Genomic DNA, 20980 nt, shown 5'->3' with positions numbered 1-20980 from the left:
AGTCTTAAATTTGTCTATATTCAACTATAAAAAATAAGGATTACATGTCTCAAGCATACGTCAAACAAACCATAGAGAATAACGTAGGGTATATTACGTTTTTTACACCAGAACATAACGCAATGCCAAGCCCGATCTTAAAACAATTGGAATTAGCTATTAAAGACGCTGGTAAAAATGATGATATTAGGGTTGTTGTTTTAAAAAGTGGTGGAGCACGTACGTTTTGTGCTGGAGCAAGTTTTACAGAGTTGGTTGCTATTAATAATTTGGAAGAAGGGAAACGCTTTTTCTCTGGATTTGCTAATGTGATTAATGCTATGCGTAAATGCCCAAAACTAATTATTGGTCGTGTACAAGGTAAAGCTGTTGGAGGTGGTGTTGGATTGGCAAGTGCAACGGACTATTGTTTGGCAACAAAATTTGCAGCTATAAAATTATCAGAAATTAGTATAGGCATCGGCCCATTTGTAATAGAGCCGGCAGTAACCAGAAAAATTGGGCAAACTGCTTTTTCTCAAATGACAATTGACGCGGAAACATTTTACACAGCAGATTATGCAAAACAAAAAGGCTTGTACGCAGATGTGTTTGACACTGTAGAGGCTTTAGATGATGCAGTCTTAGCTTTAGCTACCAAATTAGCATCGTATAATCCTGAGGCGCTATTAGAACTTAAAAGAGTGCTTTGGCAAGACACTAACGAGTGGAGCGTCTTGCTTATTGAGCGTGCCGAAATTAGTGGTAAATTGGTCCTAAGCGACTTTACTAAACAAAAATTAAAGAGTTATAGTTAATCTATACCGCAATTTCTTGACTAGCAATCTTAACACCATCATCAATCAAATGTCCAACCTCTGGTCTGTTTTGCTTGATAGTTTCAAGATGCCCTAAAATACTATTGCAAAGCTCGTTTTCATTACCTTTTTTAGCCAGTTCAAATAACTCGATTGGTAATAACCAATCCATAGGAAAACGATTTACTAATTGTTCTAACACCTTAGTTCTAGAAATAGTTGGGTTTGTCCCTTCGCGATAATCACGGACTTGTTTGTAAAGGTCAATTAATTCTAACTTTTCAGCAGAATGCTTAACATGTATTGTCGTGCTGCTTACTTTATGTGTAATTAAATCAAAACTATGTAAGTCTGCAGGACCAGAATAACCAGAAAGTACTTCTTTACCAACAGCCATATCATAAAGTCCCCAAGTAGGGTCAAATAAGATCGTGTCTTTATGCGTTACCGTACAGTTTTTAAAGCTAATCAAGATAATTTTACCCTGTAGGTTTCTTGTACCAGTAATAATCTCTCCGGTAACAATAATGTCGTTTTCAAACTCTAAAGTAACGGTTTCACCTTCATAAATATCATAAGCACGTAAATCACGTGGCGACATGTCTTCAATAGCTAAATTAATACCTTTTAATTTCCCGATAGGAGATCCAAAACCATCCGCATGTTCTAAAGTGCTATGTCCAACCAATTCTTTATCACGGTTGGCTAAGGCTGTTTTTCCAGTGGTTTGGATGTAACTGACCTTACCATTATGTTCAATCATATTAGTAAACACACCAGATATTTGTAAACCTGTACTAAGCTCTATTGTTCCTAATGCCTGACTGTGTATTAATTTTTTAATAGCACTTGGTCCACCGGTACGCAGCGCCATAGTATTAGCAAAAGACTCTAACACCAAACTAAGGTGTGCAAAATCCGGAGTGACATATAATTGTGGCTGTGGTTTTGTAATGTCAAAATTCTGAAAAGTAGAGTCTATTGTGTAAGGCAATTTTTTAACCTTATCCGTCATACACCAAGCGCTCTCTCCAATAGACGATAATAAACCAGCACCATAAATTTTAGGGTTTTCAATGGTTCCAATCAAACCATATTCAACCGTCCACCAATGTAAGTTTCTTATTAAAGCCATCTCACTTGGTTCACCCATATTATTTTGTAAATCTTCAACCGCTTTTTCAGCTAAATCAATTTGATCTTGTGGTGTATTAGGCGCTTCCTTAATAATAGATAAGTGTCGCACAGCTTCGTATAATTCGTAATCTTTGGCAGAACTGATGGCTTTACAACCAATTTCACCAAAACGTCTTAAGTACTCAGCATACTCTGGATTTGCAATAATTGGAGCATGACCAGCACCTTCATGTATAATATCCGGAGCAGGTGTGTATTCAATATGTTCCAATTGTCTAATATCACTAGCAATTACCAATACATTATAAGCCTGAAACTCCATAAAAGCATTAGGAGGTATAAAACCATCCACAGCAACAGCAGCCCAGCCAATAGCCTTTAAAATACGATTCATCCCATACATATTTGGGATAGCATCTACGCTAATTCCTGTTTGCTGTAAACCTTCTATGTAAGTGCTATGGGCCACTTGACTAAGATAATCTACATTTTTACGCATAGCATAACGCCAAACCGCTTGGTCAATAGCAGAATAATCCTCATAATCCTGAGGTTTAATAAACTGTCTTAAATGCTTCGGTAAACGATCTAAAATTGGATTAGACTCAATATTTTTAAACTCCATAGCTTTGTGTTTCACTTGACGTAAAAATACAAAAATCGTACTAAAAGACTCTTAAAAAAAACAGTAGTTTATTCAAACAATCAAAACAACTTAGTATATTTGTAGCATGGTTAAATTAACAACATTTTTATTTATAAGCGGAGGAGAAATATTTTTCATCCTGCTAATCGTTGTTATGGTGTTTGGCGCTAAAAATGTTCCGGATATTGCCAAGGGATTAGGTAAAGGTATGCGTCAACTTAAAGATGCCACTAATGATATCAAAACCGAAATCACTAAATCTGCAGAACGTAACGGTTTGGATACAAGCATAACAGATGGTGTAAACGAAGAACTTAAAAAAGTTAAAGACGATCTAGAGGAGTTTACCGGATCTGTACGTCGCAAACTATAATCCAATTTCCGAATCAATTATAGGGGCGTTACCACAAGGGTCGCGTCATCCATTATATCTTTTTTTAGGATATTCTCAATAGTATTTTAAGTGTCCATTTAAATATAATTTACCACAGCTAGTGCTATTTAGTTTAAAAAAAAGGATGCCATTTCTACCGCTAACGCAAAATAAAAACAACTTGTCACTAAGATTTTACTACTTTAAAAGATGTTTAATAGGTAAATTGATAACCAAATTAACTTTTTTTTAAGAAAAATGTATATATTTAAGCATCAACCTTAAACCATATACAAAATGAAAAGACCATTACTAAAACTATCAGTCCTTCTGATAGCTTTGACAGTATTTAATGCGTGTCAAAAAGAAGACGCATTAGATGCTCCGGAAGACGCAACAATAGACTACAGTCAAAAATCCGCGTTAACCGTTCCTGAAATAAATGCCTTAATTAATCAAAGCCTTACAGAAACAGGTACTTTTGACTGGAAAGATGTCACACCACATACATTGTGGAGTGCAGTAGTTAGAGGTAATAATATTTTAACCATTGGTTACGGAGAAGAAAACGAAAGTTTTGCTGAGGTTAAATCAGAACGCTTAAAAGCAACATTATCTAATATTATACAATTGGTAGAGGATAATGAAGATTATAAAAAAGACGAAAAAACAATGTTTGAACACGATATTATAAATGTCGTAGATGTACAAGTTGCAAACTTTGAGACTATTAAACAATTATTACAAACTGATGGTGTTAGATATTTGGAGCCAAACGGATATAACCAATACGAAACCGTAAATAATGGGCGTTCAAGCTCTGGATGCGATAAAAATGCAGACACAATTAATGCTGCACATTACACGACTATAGCGCCAAATAATGCGCAAGTGCCTTGGCATTTTTACAAACACAATATCCCACAAGCTTGGAGTCAAAGTACAGGAGCAGGGATAACTATTGGTCTGATAGATACAGGAGTGTCTGCTTCTCAGCCTTTATTAAATTCGTCAGGAATTAATGATGGGTATTCAAATGGGCGTTTTGTTCAAAAATATGGAACATTTATCGACTCTAATTGGTGGTGGTCAAATAACTATGATGGTATACATGATAAATGTGGACATGGTACAGCTATGGCATCAACAATAGCAGCGCCACGTAACGATAACGGAATGCCTGTTGGTGTTGCTTATAATGCAAATTTAGTAGCGTACAGAGCAACAGAAGATGTATTACTTAATGACTATCATGAGCGTAAAGGAGTATCTAGCGCATTAACCCAGTTAGGAAATAGAAGTGATGTAAAAATTATATCAATGTCTATAGGGTATTTATGGTCTATCGGAAATATAAAAGATGCGGTTAGATATGCTTACAGTAAAGGTAAATTAATTTTTGCAGCAGGTGGGACGTCTACTAGTTTTACAAACGGTTACGGGGTTATTTTTCCTGCAACTATGAGTGAGACTGTTGCGGTAACAGGTGTAGATGATGGACCATATTACGATAGATGTGAGGTGTGTCATAGCGGAAGTAAAATAGATTTTACTATCATAATGGAAGGTGATAACAACACTAGTAAAGCACCTCCGGTATTAGGGTTTTACAACGGAGATAGAAGTTACACAGGAGGATCATCTGTAGCAACAGCAACAACAGCTGGTATTGCTGCATTAGTTTGGTCTAAGCACCCAACATGGTCTAGAGCTCAAGTGTTAACTAAATTAAAGCAGTCTTCAGAGTTTTATCCTAATAAAAATTCAAGTTTTGGATATGGTAATATTGATGCTTTACAAGCAGTACAATAAAAATTATAAGTGTTAATGTAAAAAGCCTCTCGTTTTATGAGAGGCTTTTTTTTATGTTGATTTTTATCAAGGTCTTTCTCTGACATCTTCTAATATGACATCGCTTAATTTTGTGTCACTTGCGTCAGATGACTTGTGTAATACAGATATATCCCCTGTAGATTCTAAAACAACTGCTTCAATTTGATTAAAATTTAAAACATTAGCTTCTCTGAGTTTGGCTATTAATTGCGATTTTTGAATTCTAGCATGTTTTAAATTGTCATGTAAAATTGTTTCACCTTTCATTAATAATAAAGGTTTGTTAGAAATTATAGAACTGAAACTAGGAAACTTTTTTTGTAATGTAGAAAAAATGTAGGTTAAAAATAGTAGGCCAGAAATTGCGACACTCCCATGAATAACGGATGTGCTTGATGTTAAAGTTGAAGAAATTATACTACCAATAGCAATAGTAAACGCAAAGTCATAAGCTGTAAATTTAGCAAACGATCTTAAGCCTATAATTCTAGTTAATATAATAATTACTACAAATAGTATAAGGCTACCTGCAACTGTTTCCCATAAAGGGTCATTTAAAGAGTATATCCAATCCATTATTTACTTTTTAATTAGTGTTATTTTACTAGCTTAAAATTCGGAAAAATTAATTGTAATAAGAAATTTTAGTTAAATGTTGTTAAAAGTCATCTGTGCATATAATAGCTTAATTTTAGTGAGATTATTTATAAATTTATTAAGGTTGGTGTGCTGTTTAATGCTTTAACCAATATATTGTTTTTACTTTCGCAAAGAATTAAAATACAGGATAAGATGTTGGATTATGTAGTCATTGGAGGTGCACAAGCAGGATTAGCTATGGCTTATCATTTAAAACAAATGAACGTCAATTTTATAGTTTTAGACGGTGAGGCAGAAGTTGGTGCGTCCTGGTTAAACCGTTGGGATTCTTTAAAATTATTCACTCCAACAGAATACAATCATTTACCAGGTTTAAAATTTGAGGCGCCTAAAGGGCATTATCCAACAAAGGTTGAGGTTGCTAATTATTTTAAGACTTACGTTACTGCATTTGAGATTCCTATGCAATTAAATACATTAGTGACTGCTGTTACTAAAACAGCAAAAGGGTTCCATGTACAGCATAAAGATGGCGAAATTGAGGCTAAAAATGTAGTGGTTGCTACAGGTCCATTTCATATTCCTTATACACCGCCTTGTCACACAAAAATATCCGATAGTACATTACAAATGCATAGCAACTACTATAAAGGTGTTAAGCAATTGCAACAAGGTGATGCTTTAGTTGTAGGAGGTGGGGATTCTGGTTATCAAATATTAAACGAGATTTCTAAAGACAGCTCTAGGACTGTTTATTTTTCTGGAGATACTAGTGTAAAATCATTACCTCAAAACTTTTTAGGTAAAACACTATGGTGGTGGTTTACTGTCGTTGGCTTTTTAAGTTATAGTAAATATAGTTGGGTTGGTAAAAAAATTAACTCTTCAACACAACCTGTTATTGGTACGGATGTAAAAGAAATTTTGTCTCGAGAAAATGTCATACCTGTAGGACGCACAAAAGATGCATTAAATGACGATATCTTTTTTGAAAAAGAAAAAAAATCGACTATTAAAAATGTGATTTGGGCAACAGGATATCGACCTAATTTTAAATGGATTCAAGGTTTAGAACTGGATGCTAATAGTTATCCTAAAAACTATAGAGGCGTTAGTAATATTGATGGCTTATACTTTATAGGTTTACCATGGATGTTTACACGTGGATCCGCAACGTTAGGTGGTGTATCTAAAGATGCTAGTTATTTGGCTGGTGTTATGAGTAATAAATAAGAGTAAAAATAGCTTTTAAAAAGGGAAGTCTTATTTATTATAAAGCTCTGGTGTTACAGAAATCTCCATAGTAAAAGCACCATTCTTATCGTAATACTTGTAATCTAAAGTGATGTTATTATCTCTGTATGTTTGTAATTCAGGGCTGTTTTTTACGCTTTCGATGATGTTGGGTCTTATGTACTTATTAGCTGTGTCCATGTTGACTTCAGATTTTGTCATATCTAAAAGCGTGTAATGATATATAAAATTGGTTTTTCCTTTAGATGATGCACTGTCTAATCTTGTATACTGATCAATTGCTATGGGTGTTGATTTATTCATTTCTATAGCTACATTTTTTAATTCAGTAGCTATATCTTTTTTAAAAAGTTGTTTAACAGCATAAAATGAAATAAGAAAGGCGATAACGCCTACTGTTATTCCAATAATATTACTTTTCTTTTTTGGCTTGTCTTCTGTCATTACAATGTTGTTTAATTAGATTAAAGCATCTGTCTCTTCACACAAAACATAAGATTTAAAAATAGATTCTAGTTCTTTTTCTGGATCTTCTGTTAATCCAGCATGTGTTTTAGAACTTTGTATAATAGTACTTCTTGCGGCTGCTAGCCATCTGAATCTATCAGATACTTCAAATTGACCAATAACCCCAGCAGAAGGATCTCCTTTACAAATTAGTTCCCATGATTTTAGATAGCTATTTAAAGCTTCTAAGTCTAAGTTGCAGGCAAAGGCTTTTAACTTAGCATCGCTGATTTTATATTTTACACCAACAAATTTTCTGCGTTTAGAGTATAAAATAACACCGATATTAAAAAACTCTTCACGTTCTACTTTAGGGACAAGCCTAATAATCGCGTATTCAAAAGTAACTTTATCTTGCATCTTGAGCTTCTTTAACTAGTGAGTCTATCATAGCCAGTTTGGCGTCTAGATAATCTGTATACGCGTCTCGTATTTCTGATGGTGTTAAGCTGTCACCTTCATTAATCAACCAATCCTCTGGAATAGTATTGATAATGTTTTTAATAGTGGTTTTATCTAAAGCTTTAATTATTTCTTTTGAAGCATTTTCCAAATCTGTAGCGCGACTTAAAAGCACGTGGTCTTTTATTAATGGAAATGTTCTTATTAAATGGTTTTTCCACGTGTCCCAATTATGATGAAAATAAAAACTAGCACCATTATCTATTACCCATAATTCCTTATTCCAATTTAGAATGTTCGGGTTTTTAGAAGTTCGATCTATATTACTAATGATACTGTCTAATAAAACGACTTTAGAAGCTGTTTTAGCATCTGCAACAGACGCCAATGGATCAAAGGTTATACTACCGCTTAAATAATGTAGTCCTAGGTTTAAACCGACGCTAAACTTAAGTAAGTCTTGTATTTCTTCATCGGGTTCCATTTTACTAAACGAATCATCTAAATTCATAAAGACCAATTCGGGTACTTTTAAGCCAATAGCGCGTGCTAATTCGCCACCAATAAATTCGGCAATCAATGCTTTTTTTCCTTGACCAGCACCTCTAAATTTTAGCACGTATAAAAAGTCGTCATCTGCTTTTACAATAGCAGGTAAAGAACCACCTTCTCTTAGAGGTGTGATGTATTGTGTAACATCAACGGTTCTTATATCTAATTTAGTCATTAGTAATATTATATTTTTCGGCTAATAGTTAAACCATCTCTAATAGGTAATAAAACGGTTTCGATTCTTGGATCTTTTTTTAAGAGTGTATTAAACTCTAAAACAACATTAGTAGAAACGTCTTTTGGATCTACAGATTCAATCACTTTTCCATGCCATAATACATTATCAGAAAGTATGATGCCTCCTGGATTTAGTTTGTCAATAATTAAATGAAAGTAATTAACGTAGTTAGGCTTATCTGCATCAATAAACACCAAATCAAAGGTTTTATCTAATGTTGGTAATATATCTATTGCACTTCCTAAGTGTTGATGTATTTGTGTTCCGTAACCAGATTTATCAAAATATTTACGCTGAAAATCTTCTAATTCTTCATTAACATCAATAGTATGTATTTCGCCTTCAGGATGTAAGCCTTCAGCTAAACACAGGGTTGCATATCCGGTAAAAGTACCTAATTCTAAAACAGATTTAGGTTTAATTAGTTTAGAAATCATGCTTAGTACGCGACCTTGGTAAGGTCCAGACAACATAATTGGCTGTAATATTTTTTGATACGTTTCTCTAGTTAATTGTTGTAATAGCTTGGGCTCATCTTGACTGTGAGCAACAACGTAGTCGTCTAATTTTTCTGGTAAAAAATACATTATCCTAAAATACGTTTAACAAGTTTATCTTTAGCTGCTTGGTCATCTCCACATAACCATTGGATCACGTTATCCTCCCAAATAGCATCACGTTCTGTTTCTGTAATAATTTTACGTTCGATAGCTAAATCTAAAATTTTTCCGGGGTAAGAACTTTGTTTTTCGCTTTCCATTTCCCCTAAAGGGTAAGGGTCATCTAGTCCCATTAAAACCTGTTTAGAACCTTGGTTTTTTAATAACAAATCTAATCCACCAGTATCGTGTACTAAAGTGTCAAAAAAGATATTTTTATGTCCAACCGCTTTTCTTGGGTGACTTTTACCTTCGAATAAATCGGGTCTACCATCAAAACCTTGAATACGTCGTCCTAAGTTTATTTGTGCTAATTGTCCACCATGCGCAAAACAAGTTCTCATATTTGGGTACTTATCTTGATAACCATTTAAAGTTAAAAAGTGGTAAGCATCGGCACATTGTGCTAACATCCATATTAAATGAAAACGCCAAGAGGTGTTTTCTAGTTTTATAAACTTTTCACCATCATACGGGTGTATTTCTACAGCTAGATTATACTTGTTAGCCATTTCAAAAATAGGCTCGTTTTCTTCATCAAAAATGCAACGCCAAGTTCCAATAGTATCCATGTAATGGGTTGGAAGGCATAATAAACGTAAGTCTAATTCTTCCACACAACGTTCTATTTCCCAACAGGCTCCTCTAACAAAACCAGGATGTACTACAAAACCGCAAGTAAATTTACTTGGGTTTTCACGTTGTACTTTGGCATTAAAATCGTTCTGAAATTTAAGCGCTTGCTTCATTTCTTCCACACGCAAACCGTTACCGTATAATTGCGATAAATTTAAAACAACTGCATGGTCAATTTTAAAACGTTCCATCCAAGCTAGTTTTTCATCTAAAAAGAAACTAGAATCTGTAATTGGTCTGTTCCAATCTTTTTGAAGCATAAATTTTCGGTCTTTATCGACCCAAAAAATTTCTTTGTCCTGCATAAACTGAGGGATTTCCTCAGGATATGGCAATAGGTGTGAGTGACCGTTAATTCTAAGTTTGCGTTTTTCCATATGTTTTGTCATTGCGAGTCTTAAGACGTGGCAATCTTTGTCTTAAATTATTTATTCTATTCATTTTTTGCTTGTCCAAAAAACGAACCAAAAAAAGACATCCAAGCCAAGGAATTTTTCAGTTTTAAACTGAAAACCGATACGAAAACTTCGCGTCGAACATCGTTCTCCTGATCTCGAAGCTTTTCTTTATCTATTCTTCGCCTTGGCGTTCAATTTTACAAATTGATTGGGGACTTTCAATTAAGCTAATGTTATTTTTAATCCCATCTTTGTTTTTTTTGCTAACTGCTAACTGCTAACTGCTAACTACTTTTTTAGCTTTACCTTTTGTGGTGGTTGCATGATAGCTGAGCAGTTTGGGCATGTACGCTTGTCTAAATCACCATAATATTTATCAAATATTTTTGGCATATCGGTTTCAATATTTTTTACTGTAAAATCTTCTTCATACAATTTAGTAGTACAATTTTCGCAGAACCAAAGTAAAGCATCTTGTACACCTTTTTCTCTTGGGTATTCAATGACTAAACCAACCGTATTTGCACCACGTTGTGGCGAGTGCGGTACTTTTGGAGGTAATAAAAATATTTCACCTTCTTTAATATGAATGTCTTTTGGCGTACCGTCTTCAATTACTTTTAAGATAATATCACCTTCAATTTGATGGAAAAATTCAGGTGTTTCGTTGTAATGGTAATCCTTTCTATTATTTGGTCCACCAACAACCATAACAATAAAATCACCATCCTTCCAAACCACTTTGTTACCAACTGGTGGCTTTAAAAGATGTCTGTTTTCTTCGATCCAAGCTTTAAAATTTATAGGTGGAAATAATTTACTCATATTATAATATTTTGGGCGTTTCCCTAAATAGGGTCAGGCTTTCAAGGCTCGCTCTCTGCGAGGAGCTCAAACAAACCTTTCAATCCTTAACGCGGATTCATCAATTCAATAAAATTAATGATAATTGAACAGATTGCCACGATTTTTTGAAAAGAAAAAATCTCGCAATGATAGATAGAATTATAATGACTTTGTTCTTCCGCCATCAACCGGAAGATTAATTCCGTTAATATAACTCGCACGTTCGCTTGCTAAAAATGTAATTGCATCAGCTAGTTCTTCAGGCTTGGCAAAACGTTTTGCAGGAACCGCACTTTTCATAGCATTTGCAGATTCTTCTTCGGTATTTCCTGTTTTGGCAGATTTGTTTTTAATAATTTCAGCCAAACGATCGGTTCCTGTCGCACCAGGTAAAACATTGTTTACCGTAATACCAAATTGACCAAGCTCATTAGCTAAGGTTTTACTCCAATTGGCGACAGCACCACGAATGGTATTACTCACGCCAAGTCCATCTAAAGGTTGTTTTACTGATGTAGAAATTACATTTATAATGCGACCAAAGCCTTCATTTTTCATAAACGGAACTACTGCTTGCGCTAACACGTGATTACATTTTAAATGCTGAGTAAAAGCAGCTTCAAATTCGTCTACATCTGCCGAAAATACTGGTCCTCCTTTTGGTCCTCCTGTGTTATTTACTAATACATGAAACCCATGATTCTCTTTTATGTAAGCCTCTACCTTTTCTTTTAATTCCTTCGGGTTAGAAAAATCGGCAACTATATAATCGTGATTTCTATGTTGAGGTAACTCAGTTAATGTTGCTTTTAACTTGTCTTCATTTCTAGCAATAAGTGTTACTTGTACACCTTCTTCAGCTAATGCTAAAGCTGTTGCTTTTCCTATTCCTGCTGTACTTCCGCAAACTAGCGCGTATTTATTGTTTAAGTTTAGATTCATTTCCTTCTTTTGATTTTATAAAATGACTTATTTTTTGAATTAAGATAACAAGAGTTAGCACAATCGCAATTGGTTTGTCTTTTAACCAAAAATAATATATTAAAGCACCCATAATAAATGGTGAAATAAAATCTATAATATTGCTTAATACCCTCAATAATGACTTAATTGAATCAGGTAATTTTGAAACTATTTTTTCTCTAAGTGAATCAATAAATATACCTAAAAAGTAGAATGAAATATAGATTGATAGAATTATAATAATTATCGTTCCAATAGTTAGAATATCATTAAAACTATTCTCTCTAAAGTTATTAATTAGAAAGTTACCGCAAAATAATATTATACAAATAAGTAATATAGGTCTTAAATATTTAGTCCAAATATAGAATGTAAACTCTCTTCTAGTCAATTTTATTTTTTTAATGAGTTAATATTTTATACAAACATTTTTAGCTTCAGTAAAAAAGCGTAACGCTTCAAAACCACCTTCACGACCAACTCCAGAAGCTTTTACACCACCAAAAGGTGTTCGTAAATCACGCATCATCCAAGTGTTAACCCAAACTATTCCAGCTTGTAGTTGGTTGCTCATTTGCATGGTGCGTTTTAAGTTGTTGGTCCATAATGTTGCAGATAAACCATACTTCACTTTGTTTGCCATTTGCAATACTTCGTCTTCTGTATTAAAAGGCATAATGGTAACTACAGGTCCAAAAATTTCTTCTTGGTTGACTCTGCAGTCGTCATTTGGTACTTCAATAACTGTTGGTTCTAAATAGTAACCGTTTTCATAACCTTGTACAGTCACTTCATTTCCGCCACAAAGTATTGTTCCGTTTTCCGCTTTAGCGATATTTATATATTCTTTTACTTTTTCTAAATGTGGTTTGGAGACTAATGCTCCAATATTGGTGGATGCTTCCGATGGATGACCAACTTTTAAAGCTTTTACTTTAGCAACAAAATCTTTCTTGAATTTCTCATAGATAGATGCTTCTACAAATATTCTACTTCCACATAAACAAATCTGACCTTGATTGGCAAAAGACGAACGTACTGTTGTTTCTAGCATATCGTCATAATCGCAATCTGCAAAAATGATATTTGGATTTTTTCCGCCTAATTCTAACGATAGCTTTTTAAACATTGGAGCTGCTACTTTTGCAATATGTGCTCCTGTTGCTGTTCCTCCTGTAAAACTAATAGCTTTTATGTCTTCATGTTCTATAATGGCTTGTCCAGTTGAACCACCTAAGCCATGTACAATATTTAAAACGCCTTTTGGAAGACCGGCTTCGTTACAAATTTCGCCCAATAAATAAGCGGTCATTGGAGTTATTTCACTTGGTTTGGCAACAACGCAGTTTCCTGCTACAATTGCTGGAGCAATTTTCCATGTAAATAAATAGAGTGGAAGGTTCCAAGGTGAAATACAACCGACGACTCCAATGGGTTGGCGTAAGGTGTAATTTATGGCTTGTCCGATGCTTTCGTGGCTTTCGCTAGCAAACTGGGTTATGGCATTTCCGAAAAAACGAAAGTTACTTGCTGCTCTTGGTATATCTACTGCTTTTGCTAAGCTAATTGGTTTTCCGTTGTCTTTACTTTCGGCTTCTGCGAAGCGTTGTAAGTTAGCTTCTAGTAACTCTGAAATCTTTATTAATATTCTACTACGCACTTCTATACTAGTTTGTGACCACTGCTTAAAAGCAGTTTTGGCACTTTGATATGCGTTTTCTACATCCTCTTTTGACGAGTTTGGTATTTGTCCGTAAACTTCTCCATTACTAGGATTGTAGTTGTCTATCCAATGGTTTTGAATTGGATTGTGGAATGCTCCGTTTATGTAGTTTTGAATATTCATTTATTGTTTCTTATAGGCCATAACTTTAATCTCAACAACCAAATCGGGATGCGGTAATTGATGTACGGCAACTGTAGTTCTGGTTGGCCCTGTTTCTTTATCAAAAAATTCAGCGTAAGCTTTATTATAATCTGCAAAGTCATTCATGTTTACTAAAAAGGAAGTCACATCTACAACGTCTTTTAAACTGGCGCCAACTTTTTTAAGATTGGTATCTATGTTTTTTAAAACTTCTTGCGTTTGTGTGTAGGCGTTTAATTTTTTAGTTCCCATTTCGTCAATAATATCGACTCCTGCAATGGTATTGTCTGCTCTCCGTGAACTTGTTCCTGAAACAAAAATGAAATCGCCAACTTGTTTTACGTGTGGATAGGCTCCTCTTGGTGTTACTTTAGTTCCTTCGTTCATTTATTTTATTTTTTTTGCGTCATCCTGAGCTTGATTCACGATCACATTATTTTTCTTCTTCTAATTTAAAATGTCACACTGAGCGCAGTCGAAGTGCTTTTTTTTATCCAGTATCTCGTCATTCTGAACTTGTTTCAGGATCTCATTATTCTTTCTTTCTGTTCATTTTGCCTTGATGCAAAACCCTTCGACTACGCTCAGGATAAATCAAGCCAAAAAGCTATGTTTATTATAATTATTTTAGCCAATATTCCGTCATTCTGAACTTGATTCAGGATCTCATTATTCTTTTTTATTTCTCTTTGTTCATTTTGCCTTGATGCAAAACGAACCAAAAAATCAAATCAATCTGAGGAAATTCCTGCGGAACATTCACTTTCAAAACTTCATGCTTGAAGCTTCGCTTCGCAATTCCGTTTTTTCGTTCTTTATTTCTGCAGATTGATGGTTTCGATTATATCGAAATTTGGGACTTTTAATTTATATAATTATTGTTTCTCCCAATGTTATTTTCAATTTTGCTAATTGCCAACTATTTTAATCCTGCAACCATATCATTTTTCAATATTGCTTCCGTTTCTTGTTGTACTTTTTTAAATATACTACTTAAATCTTCGTTGGTATCTATTTTTTTATCTGCAATTAGGTTTAGTATTGCTTTGTCTTGCGCTCTTCCTTTTGTCATTGCTGTATGATACGGGATGTCTTCTTTGAAAGTTACCATTGAGTATTTTGAGAAATAATCATTTGGAAATTCTTTTTCTAAAGCCATTTCAATCGCGCGTTTTTCTTTAAAAATAGGATTCGCAACATGATCACGCATTTCGTAATAATTGTCTATTGCTAAATCAGCAATAGCGTCTGTATCTGCTTTTCTTGTTTTTTCGTAAACCTTAAAAATGGTTTCCCAATCACCTTCGTATTGTTCTATAATACTATCAAAAACAGTGACATCCTCAAAAGAAGCGTTCATACCTTGTCCATAAAAAGGAACAATAGCATGTGCTGAATCTCCTAATAACACATTCTTGTTTTGGTAATGCCAAGGAGAACATTTTATGGTTCCTAAGGCACCTGTTGGATTGTTAAAAAACTCGTCTGCTATATTTGGTATTAATGCTAATGCATCTGGAAATTGTGTTGCAAAGAATTCTTTTATGGTGTCTTCTGTAGTAAGATTGTTGAAATTGTATTTGCCTTCTTCATAACTCAAAAATAGTGTAACCGTAAAGCTTCCGTCTAAATTAGGAAGTGCAATTAACATGTAGTCACCTCTTGGCCAGATATGAAGATAGTCTTTACTTATTTGATGTTTTTTTTCAGCGGAAGCGGGAATCTCTAACTCTTTATAACCATGCGTTAAGTAGTTTTGCGAGTAACTAAATAAAAACTTACGTTCTAGATAATAGCTTTTTCTTAATGAAGACCCTGCGCCATCTGTACCAAAAAGAACATCGCCTTTAACTTCTGTTTCTATTTTGGTTTCATAATCGTATAACCTGGCAGTATTATTTTCGATATCAATACCGTTACATTTTTTGTTGAAATGAATAGTCAGATTATCGTAAGAGTCGGCTTCAGTTAATAGTAAACCATTAAGTTCTCCACGAGAAATAGAGTTTATGTATTCGTTATCTCTTCCTGAATAATTGGAAGGGAATGTATTGCCTTCTATATCGTGTATTAAACGACCAAACATAGGGATGCATAACGGTTTTACTTTGTCTTCAACACCCGCTAATCGCATAGCTTTTAGTCCGCGGTCAGAAAGCGCTAGGTTTATAGATCGTCCTGCAGAAATATCTGTGGTACGTAAATCAGGTCTGCTTTCGTAGACGTTTACTGTGTAACCTCTTTGCGCTAAACGTAAGGCTAGGAGAGAGCCGCAAAGCCCTGCTCCAATAATTAGTATGTTGTCTTTTTTGCTCATATCAGTAGTGTTGTCTTTGACTTGGTATTAGTCTTCGTTATCCTAATCTTGATTCAGGATTTTATTATTTGTTGTTCTTTTTCTATTGCAAAATGTCACACTGAGCGCAGTCGAAGTGTTTATTTTACAATTAATTTGTCTTGATACACTATTTAGGATGCAATGTCTGGTAGACATTTTATTCTAAATACAAAGCCAAAAAGCATAGCGAAAATAGGGAATTCCTGCGGAACATTTTCTTTCGGTATTATGTGCTTAAAGTTTCGCTTTGCAGCACCATTCCTTTGCTCATTATTTCTGCATTTCAATGTTCAAATCTGTGAATTGATTTAGGATTTGAATATTAACTATGTTTAGTATATCTGAAATCTTAATGTTTTTTTATTTAATTCAATATCTCTTTCAACTTCTCCACCATTCTATACACATCTTCAAATGTGTTGTATAATGGCACCGGAGCGCAGCGTATTACATCTGGTTCTCTCCAGTCTGTAATAATATGTGCTTCGGTTAATTTTGTATGTAAATTTTTGTCAGCATCTTTTACTTGAATGGATAGTTGGCAACCACGTTCTTTGGGATTAGAAGGTGTGATAATTTTTATTTTATTGTTATTCAGTTCGTTAATTAAAAACTCGAAATAACCAGTAAGTTTTTCTGCTTTTCTGCGGATGGCATCCATACCAACGTCGTTAAACATATCTAAAGATGCTTTTATAGCAGCCATGGATAAAATTGGCGGATTACTTAGTTGCCAGCCTTCTGCTCCCGGAATAACATCTAACGGTTGACGCATATTAAATCGGGTTGATTTATTATGGCTCCACCAACCAGCAAAACGTTTTAAATCTTTATTATGTGCATGTTTTTCATGGACAAAAACCCCGCCTAAACTTCCTGGTCCAGAATTTAAATATTTATAGGTACACCAAGCAGCGAAGTCTACACCAGAATCATGTAACTCGGGTTTTATGTTTCCTGCTCCATGTGCTAAATCGATACCTACCTTGCAGTCTTTTGCATGACCAAGTGCTGCTATTTTTTTTAAATCTAAGTATTGTCCGGTGTAATAGTTTACGCCTCCAATTAGTAATAACGCAATGTCATTCCCGTGCTCTTCAAGAATAGTTTCTAAATCTTCAATATTTAAAAGCTCTTCTCCAGGTCTTGGTTTCCATTCTATTACGCCTTCACTAGCATCAAAACCATGAAACTCTAATTGGGTTTGTACCGCATATCTATCACTTGGGAAGGCGTCACTTTCTATAACAATCTTGTATTTTGTTTTTGTTGGTTGGTAAAAACTTACCATTAATAGGTGCAAGTTGGTCGTTAAGGTATTCATTATAACAACTTCAATTGGTTTTGCTCCAACAATTTTCGCCATAGATTCTGTTAAGAATTCATGATAAGGCATCCAAGGATTTTTTGCTTCAAAATGACCTTCTACACCTAGATTTGCCCAATCTTCAAGCTCTTGATTAATATAATCTTTAGTAGCTTTTGGTTGCAAACCAAGCGAGTTTCCTGTAAAGTATAACCAATCGTTTCCTTGTTTGTCTTTTGGGATATGAAATTGAGTTCTGTACTGCGACAACGGATCGTTTTTATCTTCTTGCTTAGCGTAATCTAGACCTTGTTTGTAGTTGGACACGATGAGTGGTTTTTCGGGTTTACACAAAAATAAGAATTATTAATTTAGAAATGAAGCCCAATATTACGGCATAAAAAAGGGCTTCATAAAACTAGTTTATGAAACCCAACAAAGTTATAGTGTCGCGTAAAGCGGAATTATTTTATATACGTTTGTAACCTGTTATTTAGATGTTTACTTTTCTGTTTTTATAGAAATATCAGTAAAATAAAGGTTCCAGTTGCCTTCTGATTTTTTATGATCTTTAGCTATTTTAATACCATTAAAATCTTCGTAATTCTCAAAAGACGTTATCATTGATGGTGCTGCAGCATTCCCTTTTCTAAAAATCCATTCTTTGATCATGTAATTATCATCATAATAAAAATCGTAAGCATCACCAGGAGTATAGCCACCAGCATTACCATAAGCTAAGGTTAATTTGTTTAATGCAACTTTACTAATAGGTGCAATTTTGTTAACAGAATCGGTTATTTTGGTATCTGTATCCCAAACCAATTGGTAAGGTGCTAAAAGCCAATATTTGTCATTAATAAATCCTTGATCTGTTTGTATAGATAAGCTGTCTATTTTACCTCTATTATAATTAATGGTGTCTTGTCCAACAATTAAAGAAACTTCATTTTTTTTAGGTTTCCAAGACCAAGAGCGTTGAAAATGACTACTGTCTTTATCTACATTAAATGTAAAGTCAATTTGAGTTACTTTATCCCAATTGCTAAGCCCATGTGCATTTGCTATTTTATCAGCGGTAGTTAAGGTTGTAGTTTCTTTTGCTGTTTTTGTATCTGTTTTACACGAAAAACAAACCATTGTAATAAGTATAAGTAGTAATTTTTTCATCTTTTAATTTTTTGCAAATATAAGGAAGCGTTTCTGTTTAAAATAGAAATATTACATTAGTGGTATAATTAATTAACAATGAAAACAAATTACTTCGAAATAAATAAAGCTACTTGGAATACAAAAGTTAAGGTGCATGCTACAAGTGAATTTTATAACATGGATGCTTTTAAAAAAGGAGAAACCTCTTTGAAGTCATACGAATTAGATGCTTTAGGTGATGTAAATGGGAAATCACTTTTACATTTACAATGTCATTTTGGGCAGGACACATTAAGCTGGAGTAGGCTAGGAGCAAAGTGCCTAGGCGTGGATTTAAGTGATGCTGGTATCGTGTTAGCAAAGCAGCTAAATCAAGAGCTGGATTTAGATGCAAACTTTATATGTTGTAATGTGTTAGATACCTCTAAGTATGTAAAAGCAACTTTTGATATTGTTTATACAAGTTATGGTGTTATTGGCTGGTTGCCTGATTTGAAACCCTGGGGTCAAATGATTGCAGATCGTTTAAATGTTGGTGGTAGTTTTTATATGGTCGAGTTTCATCCAATAATTTGGATGTTTGATTATCTAAAAAGTAAGCCTGTAATAACTTATGGTTATATGCAAGACGATGCTATTTATGAAGAATACGAAGGGACATACGCTGATACAACTTCAAAAATGATTAGTAAAGAGTATGGTTGGAATCATGGTTTAAGCGAAGTAATAAATGCTTTGACTACTGCAGGATTACACATAGAATTTTTAAACGAACATAACGAAAGTCCGTATAATATTTTGCCAGATTTAGTCGAAACTGAATCTGGCAAATATGTTACAAAAGATAAATTGTATCCTTTAGTTTTTGAAATAAAAGCAACTAAACTTTAGTTTTTTATAATATATTTTGTGTCTACTTTTTTACCTTCTACATAAAATGAAAGTAAATACGAACCACTAGAATAGGTTGATAAATCTATTGATGACTGTCTATCGTTTATGTCTTTTGCTAATATCTCTTGACCAATTAAATTGTATAATTTAATATTGGAGATAGTAGTGTTAGACTTAAAATTGATAGTATTGTTAGCGGGGTTAGGGTAAACGCTAAACGCTAATTTATCAAATTCTGAAGTGCTTAAAGTACTTGTTGTGATTTCTATATTTTGTGTTGTAGAAAAATACTTTACAGGCGCATCCGTTAAAGATGTTGGTCCAAAAGAGTAGGTCACAACGTAGTTTCCATTATCTGAAGCTGCTAAGTCAATTTCTCCTGTTGTTTGATCTATAACTAATCCTGCGGTACTAGTATAAATTCCATTAGCTACACCTGTTGTTAACGTTGGAGTAGGGTCGCTATCCGTTGTGCTATCATACAAGGTGTTGTCGTAGTTAAACCCTGTAAAATCATCATAATGTGCAGTAACATAATCTACCAATACAGAGGCGTAGTCTTGAGCAAAATAAAATAATGTTGGACTTTTTGTATCAGTTCTGTTATAACTACCGCTACCCGCGTAAACAGATCCTAAATGGCGTACATCTCTGTTAACTTCTGTCATCATTCCGTCAACAGTTCCGCCACCACCGTTTAGTGTTCCTCCACCAGAAAGTGCAGTAGATGTGCTTGAATCTCCAGATCCATGACGTACATTACTGTAATAATCTCCTGAAAAGTATGCAGATCCATTTGGGGTTGTGTCATCACAACCTCCAGAATTGTAATTACTTGGTACAGCTCTATAGCCTACTGTTCTTCCGCACTGTTGGTAAGTACCACTACTTGTTGTATTGTAAAAATCACCACCCGTTATTTGAAAAAGTTGGCCTAAACTTTGGCTACCTCTAACTAATTGGTCTAATGTTAAGTTTTGTAGGTTATCGTTTTTTAAGTTTTCAATTGTAGAATATGCAATACTATTGCTTAATGTTCCATTATCTAAGGTAGAAGTTGATATGTTGTATCCAACATCAATTCTTTTTGGAGTATGACTTTGCCCATGTAAATCAATATAAAAGCCTTTTCCATAATCGGTCATGACTTGCATTGCAGCAGTGTCTATAAAATCATGATATGCATTAAAATAAGGCACAGTTGCAGCGTTGTTACACGTCGCAACAGACTCAATTCTATTTGGGTCTAATTTAGAACGACTTAAATTATTGATTATAATGTGAGGATATCCTCCCATTAGTGCATAACATTGTTTTTGTATTTCACGAATTAAGATGTCCGTGTTGTTGTCTTCCTCGTTAGTACCGCAACCTGATCTAGTAGGTAAATCGCTGGCAACTAGTTTTCCGCCATGTGGTGCAGATATTACTATTGGTAAATTACCAGGGATGTATTCGATGTATTGTTTGCTGTTATCTAAATATTGTGGCGTTTCAGGGACAGCGTCAGGTACAGTTTGGGCTAAAGCCGAAAGATTAAGTAATACAACAATACTAAAAAGTAAAGATTTCTTCATAGGTA

The 20980-nt window shown here is 34.2% G+C and carries 21 protein-coding genes; 5 read left to right on the top strand and 16 right to left on the bottom strand.

Going from position 1 to position 20980, the window contains the following annotated elements:
- The first annotated feature begins 44 nt into the window (after positions 1-44).
- A complete protein-coding gene (locus BMZ09_RS03550) occupies positions 45-797 on the top strand; it encodes an enoyl-CoA hydratase/isomerase family protein (RefSeq protein WP_090837563.1) in 753 nt (250 codons plus the stop codon).
- A 1-nt stretch (position 798) separates the two neighbouring features.
- On the opposite strand, the gene BMZ09_RS03545 is transcribed toward BMZ09_RS03550, so the two are convergent.
- The gene (locus BMZ09_RS03545) at positions 799-2559 is read right to left on the bottom strand and encodes an aromatic amino acid hydroxylase (protein WP_090837561.1); all 1761 of its coding nucleotides are present in this window, start codon (positions 2557-2559) and stop codon (positions 799-801) included.
- A 106-nt stretch (positions 2560-2665) separates the two neighbouring features.
- On the opposite strand from BMZ09_RS03545, the gene BMZ09_RS03540 reads away from it, so the two are divergent.
- Together BMZ09_RS03540 and BMZ09_RS03535 are read left to right on the top strand one after the other, a co-directional pair.
- Positions 2666-2953, top strand: a complete 288-nt coding sequence (locus BMZ09_RS03540; protein ID WP_090837559.1) for a Sec-independent protein translocase subunit TatA/TatB — start codon at positions 2666-2668, stop codon at positions 2951-2953.
- A 297-nt stretch (positions 2954-3250) separates the two neighbouring features.
- Positions 3251-4765 (top strand): S8 family peptidase, encoded by a 1515-nt coding sequence (locus BMZ09_RS03535; RefSeq protein WP_090837557.1) that lies wholly within the window; start codon positions 3251-3253, stop codon positions 4763-4765.
- 66 nt (positions 4766-4831) lie between these two features.
- Here BMZ09_RS03535 and BMZ09_RS03530 read toward each other — a convergent pair whose 3' ends face one another.
- A complete protein-coding gene (locus BMZ09_RS03530; protein WP_090837554.1) occupies positions 4832-5362 on the bottom strand; it encodes a DUF421 domain-containing protein in 531 nt (176 codons plus the stop codon).
- Between the two features lie 216 nt (positions 5363-5578).
- On the opposite strand from BMZ09_RS03530, the gene BMZ09_RS03525 reads away from it, so the two are divergent.
- On the top strand, positions 5579-6619 hold the full coding sequence (locus tag BMZ09_RS03525) for a flavin-containing monooxygenase (protein WP_090837553.1): 1041 nt from the start codon (positions 5579-5581) through the stop codon (positions 6617-6619).
- A gap of 30 nt (positions 6620-6649) precedes the next feature.
- On the opposite strand, the gene BMZ09_RS03520 is transcribed toward BMZ09_RS03525, so the two are convergent.
- The 13 genes from BMZ09_RS03520 to BMZ09_RS03460 all read right to left on the bottom strand — a co-directional run bounded on the left by BMZ09_RS03520 (position 6650) and on the right by BMZ09_RS03460 (position 18522).
- Positions 6650-7084, bottom strand: coding sequence for a hypothetical protein (locus BMZ09_RS03520; protein ID WP_090837551.1), 435 nt, complete (start codon positions 7082-7084; stop codon positions 6650-6652).
- 15 nt (positions 7085-7099) lie between these two features.
- Positions 7100-7507: a DUF3037 domain-containing protein gene (locus BMZ09_RS03515; RefSeq protein WP_090837549.1), complete on the bottom strand. Its 408-nt coding sequence runs from the start codon at positions 7505-7507 to the stop codon at positions 7100-7102.
- Entirely contained in the window at positions 7497-8276 is a 780-nt protein-coding gene (locus tag BMZ09_RS03510) for a HipA family kinase (protein WP_090837547.1), read from the bottom strand. The genes BMZ09_RS03515 and BMZ09_RS03510 overlap by 11 nt, the downstream gene beginning before the upstream one ends.
- 8 nt (positions 8277-8284) lie before the next feature.
- Entirely contained in the window at positions 8285-8926 is a 642-nt protein-coding gene (locus BMZ09_RS03505; protein ID WP_090837545.1) for an O-methyltransferase, read from the bottom strand.
- Complete coding sequence (locus tag BMZ09_RS03500) at positions 8926-10011, bottom strand: amidohydrolase family protein (RefSeq protein WP_090838321.1); 1086 nt, start codon at positions 10009-10011, stop codon at positions 8926-8928. The genes BMZ09_RS03505 and BMZ09_RS03500 overlap by 1 nt, the downstream gene beginning before the upstream one ends.
- Before the next feature lie 309 nt (positions 10012-10320).
- Positions 10321-10857 carry a 3-hydroxyanthranilate 3,4-dioxygenase gene (locus BMZ09_RS03495; protein ID WP_090837543.1) on the bottom strand — a complete coding sequence of 179 codons (537 nt, stop codon included), beginning with the start codon at positions 10855-10857 and terminating at the stop codon, positions 10321-10323.
- Positions 10858-11037: 180 nt separating this feature from the next.
- On the bottom strand, positions 11038-11820 hold the full coding sequence (locus BMZ09_RS03490) for an SDR family oxidoreductase (protein WP_090837541.1): 783 nt from the start codon (positions 11818-11820) through the stop codon (positions 11038-11040).
- The gene (locus BMZ09_RS03485) at positions 11798-12232 is read right to left on the bottom strand and encodes a hypothetical protein (protein ID WP_090837539.1); all 435 of its coding nucleotides are present in this window, start codon (positions 12230-12232) and stop codon (positions 11798-11800) included. The genes BMZ09_RS03490 and BMZ09_RS03485 overlap by 23 nt, the downstream gene beginning before the upstream one ends.
- 18 nt (positions 12233-12250) lie before the next feature.
- The gene (locus BMZ09_RS03480; RefSeq protein WP_090837537.1) at positions 12251-13687 is read right to left on the bottom strand and encodes an aldehyde dehydrogenase; all 1437 of its coding nucleotides are present in this window, start codon (positions 13685-13687) and stop codon (positions 12251-12253) included.
- Positions 13688-14095: a RidA family protein gene (locus tag BMZ09_RS03475; protein WP_090837535.1), complete on the bottom strand. Its 408-nt coding sequence runs from the start codon at positions 14093-14095 to the stop codon at positions 13688-13690.
- A gap of 532 nt (positions 14096-14627) precedes the next feature.
- Positions 14628-16025 (bottom strand): FAD-dependent oxidoreductase, encoded by a 1398-nt coding sequence (locus BMZ09_RS03470; RefSeq protein ID WP_090837533.1) that lies wholly within the window; start codon positions 16023-16025, stop codon positions 14628-14630.
- Between the two features lie 385 nt (positions 16026-16410).
- The gene (gene kynU, locus BMZ09_RS03465) at positions 16411-17679 is read right to left on the bottom strand and encodes a kynureninase (RefSeq protein ID WP_090837531.1); all 1269 of its coding nucleotides are present in this window, start codon (positions 17677-17679) and stop codon (positions 16411-16413) included.
- A gap of 174 nt (positions 17680-17853) precedes the next feature.
- A complete protein-coding gene (locus BMZ09_RS03460; protein ID WP_090837529.1) occupies positions 17854-18522 on the bottom strand; it encodes a hypothetical protein in 669 nt (222 codons plus the stop codon).
- Positions 18523-18600: 78 nt separating this feature from the next.
- Here BMZ09_RS03460 and BMZ09_RS03455 point away from each other — a divergent pair, with 78 nt between their 5' ends.
- A complete protein-coding gene (locus BMZ09_RS03455) occupies positions 18601-19395 on the top strand; it encodes a class I SAM-dependent methyltransferase (protein ID WP_090837527.1) in 795 nt (264 codons plus the stop codon).
- Here BMZ09_RS03455 and BMZ09_RS03450 read toward each other — a convergent pair.
- A complete protein-coding gene (locus tag BMZ09_RS03450; protein ID WP_090837526.1) occupies positions 19392-20975 on the bottom strand; it encodes a T9SS type A sorting domain-containing protein in 1584 nt (527 codons plus the stop codon). The genes BMZ09_RS03455 and BMZ09_RS03450 overlap by 4 nt on opposite strands.
- Positions 20976-20980 lie beyond the last annotated feature (5 nt).

It is taken from the genome of Olleya namhaensis (assembly GCF_900114005.1).
Lineage (GTDB): Bacteria > Bacteroidota > Bacteroidia > Flavobacteriales > Flavobacteriaceae > Olleya > Olleya namhaensis.
The sequence above is the reverse complement of the archived record's forward strand: the minus strand, read 5'-3'. Positions and strand labels throughout refer to the sequence as shown.